The sequence below is a fragment of the Neobacillus niacini genome (genome assembly GCF_031456445.1).
Taxonomy (GTDB): domain Bacteria; phylum Bacillota; class Bacilli; order Bacillales; family Cytobacillaceae; genus Neobacillus; species Neobacillus niacini_I.
Window position 1 is genome coordinate 1 of record NZ_JAVDUQ010000082.1, and the last position, 3090, is coordinate 3090.

Below are 3090 nucleotides of genomic sequence, written 5' to 3' on the forward strand. Positions count from 1 at the left end.
GTATTGACCAGGACCGATTAATGCTATACCAATAGCTACTGCTAACAAAGTTAAGTTATATTCATATCCATTGGATGTTGCCCATAATCCGTTTGCAGCATGAACTTTTATAATAGCCATTACCATAGTCCCTGCGATTAAAATGGCAGCAAGTGGGGTTAAAAGTCCTAAAGCAAATAAAATTCCACCAATAAGTTCTGACAATCCAGCGAATAGTGCCATTGTAACTCCTGGTTTCATTCCAATAGATTCAAACCATCCACCAGTTCCTTTCAATCCATAGCCACCAAACCAACCAAATAATTTTTGAGCTCCGTGCCCGATGAATAATACGCCAATTACCAATCGAATTATTAATAAACCAATACTTATCATCTTAAATCCTCCTAAATATTTATCTCAAATTCGAGATATTATTTTAAAAAATTGCAAGTATAAACTTATTTCCTTACTTTTTTCAATAGTTGTACCAATGCCTCTGACTCATTAGAATCTAGTGCATCAAACATTCGATTAATGAACTCATGATATTTCTGGATGATTTCGTTCATCAATTCATTTCCATCTTCTGTTAACGTCACATGTATTACTCGGCGGTCATCTGGACAGGCATGTCGGCCTAATAAGCTTCTTTGCTCTAGCTTATCTATAACATAGGTCATGGAACCACTGGAGATTAATATGCTTTTTCCAATTTGTTGAATTGTTTGTTTTCCTTTTTGATAAAGTACCTCTAAAACAGAAAATTCAGTGATGCCTAGCTTGTTTTTTGACATTTCTACCTTTATTCGATCATGAATCACTTTAGATGTTTGCATCAATATAAGAAAGGGTAAATTTGAACATTTCCTCTCCATTTATTTCACCTCCCTAATTATCTCGAATTAAATTATCTTGAATATGAGATAATAATAATACTTATAATTTCTTTTGTCAATAACCTTTTTAGTTTAGATTCCTTATTGAACTATCCTGCCCCGTTAGCACAATCAGAAAAAGCTGTCGCAACGGACAGCCCTGTTCTTCAACTCTTGTACCCATTAGCGAAATAAGAAAAAGGTTGCCGTGGCAACCCTAGACCTTGAACTCATGCACCCTTTAGTTCAATAAAAAGCCTTGAATGGATACGAATAATGAAAATAAAGAAGGGATGTCTGCTTTGTTTGCATACTCAGGCACTACTTCAATATCTCTTTGAGCGTATTGACCTTTTCGTAATTTCCGATTGAATGATTTAGAAAGATATTTATTCAATGATGAATTTGACCTGCTTTCGGAATTAATATTTCATTTTTAGATGAGTATATAACAAGTGCCGAAATACTTCTAAACTTCGGTTTATGACTTCAACAAAAAGGATTACTCCCGCCTGATATTATTTACAAAAATTCTACAATTTTCCCTATATACCAAATTGTTTCCATATTGTAAAATAGTAGTAGTAAAAATGTAAAATAGTAGAAATAGAAAAAGGGAGAGTTGGGGAATGAAAAAGAGAGCAGCAGCTAGTATTTTAGGCAGTGTGGCCCTGGTGGGTACTTTGATCTTTAATCCTTATTCATTTGATTTTTCAAAGGATAAGGTATCTCAATCAAAGGTTAGCGCAAGCGCCCCTTATAATAGGGATGTACTTTACCTATCCAATGAAGAACCTGGGAAAGTGGAAGGCATTGTTTCTGGATTTGAAAGTAATCAAAAACAGAAAATCAAAGATGCCATGAAAGTAACAGTAAAGAAGGATGATTCCATTCCTTCATTAGATGGATATGAAGATGTTGTCGTTCATGTGGACAAGCTTAAGAAGGATATAAAACTGCAAAAAGAACTACAAGGCAAGATTAAGTCTGGTACAAAAGTCTATTTAGTTGGCGGAGCTTCCGTAAATGACTTCAAAAACCTTCTAAAACTTGATAAGATTGAAGTTAAGGACAAAGAGAAAAACAAAACCGCTCGTTATGATTGGGACGAAGAGAAGATGGCAAAAGAAAAGGGACCATTGAAAGTCAATCCGAATAGCGCAGCGGAAGAAGGCGAATTCAACTACGATGTAATTGGTTATACTCTTGATGAAAATGAGAATAATCAATTGATGATATCGAATATATCTGCTTTTGATGAAAACGGAAAGAAAGTAAAGCCAACCGATGAGCTATATGTTCAAGAGGTTTTAGGTAGCACTGCTGAAACCGTAGATGTGGAAGAGCAAGAATATGCAGCCGCTCAAAAGGCAAAACAAAAGGTATTGGGTTTTTTGACAACAAGTAAGGTTGAAGCGGGAATGACTGGGGTTAAAAGTAGTCCGGCCCGAATTTACGGAAATGCTTATTATAGCGGTACTAAAGTAGGTCATACGGTAACCGATTGGTACTTAAGTAAGGCTAGTGACAGTGAATCTGCTTATGACTATTTTATGGTCGAAGATAAAACAAGCGTTTATCAAGATTCAAGTATTTGGGAGCCAACTAAATTATGGGCTGACCACGATATCCCATATGACAGTGACTATATTAAAGATTGGGATCCAGATGATGATGGAGATAGTCCGTATCAGATCGGCTTTGGTCTTCCATATAGTATGAGTTGGGGTTTTGAAATGACTGGCGATCCAATAGTAGACAACATTGGAAGTCAGCAGTATGACTATGGAAGATGGGAAGTAACAGAAACAAATTGGGGTTTATCAGGTTTAGACGGTGAACGTTTTCAGCCTACTACAACATGGAAATCCGCTGGTACATGGGCTGTTATGGATATTCGTGAGAAGGGAACGTTCCAAAGAAGCGGTTTAACCGCTACAAGCTCCATTTCCGTGAGGGTATCATATGACTACTAATTAGTTTAGAGGGTGTTGCCGATGGGTAAAGACAAAGTATCATTGGTTATAAATATTTTAATATTGATTGCTTTGGTTTACATAGGGGTCAAGCTTAATGACATATCTGGCCTCTTAAGTGATATTGTATTACAAGGTAATAGGTAAAAGGTGAGGTCCGTTATAAAATGTACCCTATAGAGTAGACACTTAGAAAAAAAGTCTACCTATAGGGTACTTTTTTGTATAATTAATAAAAAATCATTTAGATAATGGGG

At 35.9% G+C, this 3090-nt stretch carries 3 protein-coding genes; 1 reads left to right on the top strand and 2 read right to left on the bottom strand.

Translation table 11 applies throughout. The features are described 5' to 3' along the window. A partial coding sequence (locus J2Y67_RS27710) for a DoxX family protein (protein WP_310179387.1) occupies nucleotides 1-375 on the bottom strand: 375 nt, incomplete at its 3' end. 65 nt (nucleotides 376-440) lie between these two features. Then, on the bottom strand, nucleotides 441-818 hold the full coding sequence (locus J2Y67_RS27715; RefSeq protein WP_310179388.1) for a MarR family winged helix-turn-helix transcriptional regulator: 378 nt from the start codon (nucleotides 816-818) through the stop codon (nucleotides 441-443). 668 nt (nucleotides 819-1486) lie between these two features. Between J2Y67_RS27715 and J2Y67_RS27720 the strand changes: the two genes are divergently transcribed. Beyond that, entirely contained in the window at nucleotides 1487-2833 is a 1347-nt protein-coding gene (locus tag J2Y67_RS27720) for a hypothetical protein (RefSeq protein ID WP_310179390.1), read from the top strand. The last annotated feature ends 257 nt before the right edge of the window (nucleotides 2834-3090 follow it).

Coding starts and splice junctions, on each gene's coding strand:
- J2Y67_RS27715 (WP_310179388.1), bottom strand. CDS start 818: ATGCAAACATCTAAAGTGATTCATGATCGAATAAAGGTAGAAATGTCA.
- J2Y67_RS27720 (WP_310179390.1), top strand. CDS start 1,487: ATGAAAAAGAGAGCAGCAGCTAGTATTTTAGGCAGTGTGGCCCTGGTG.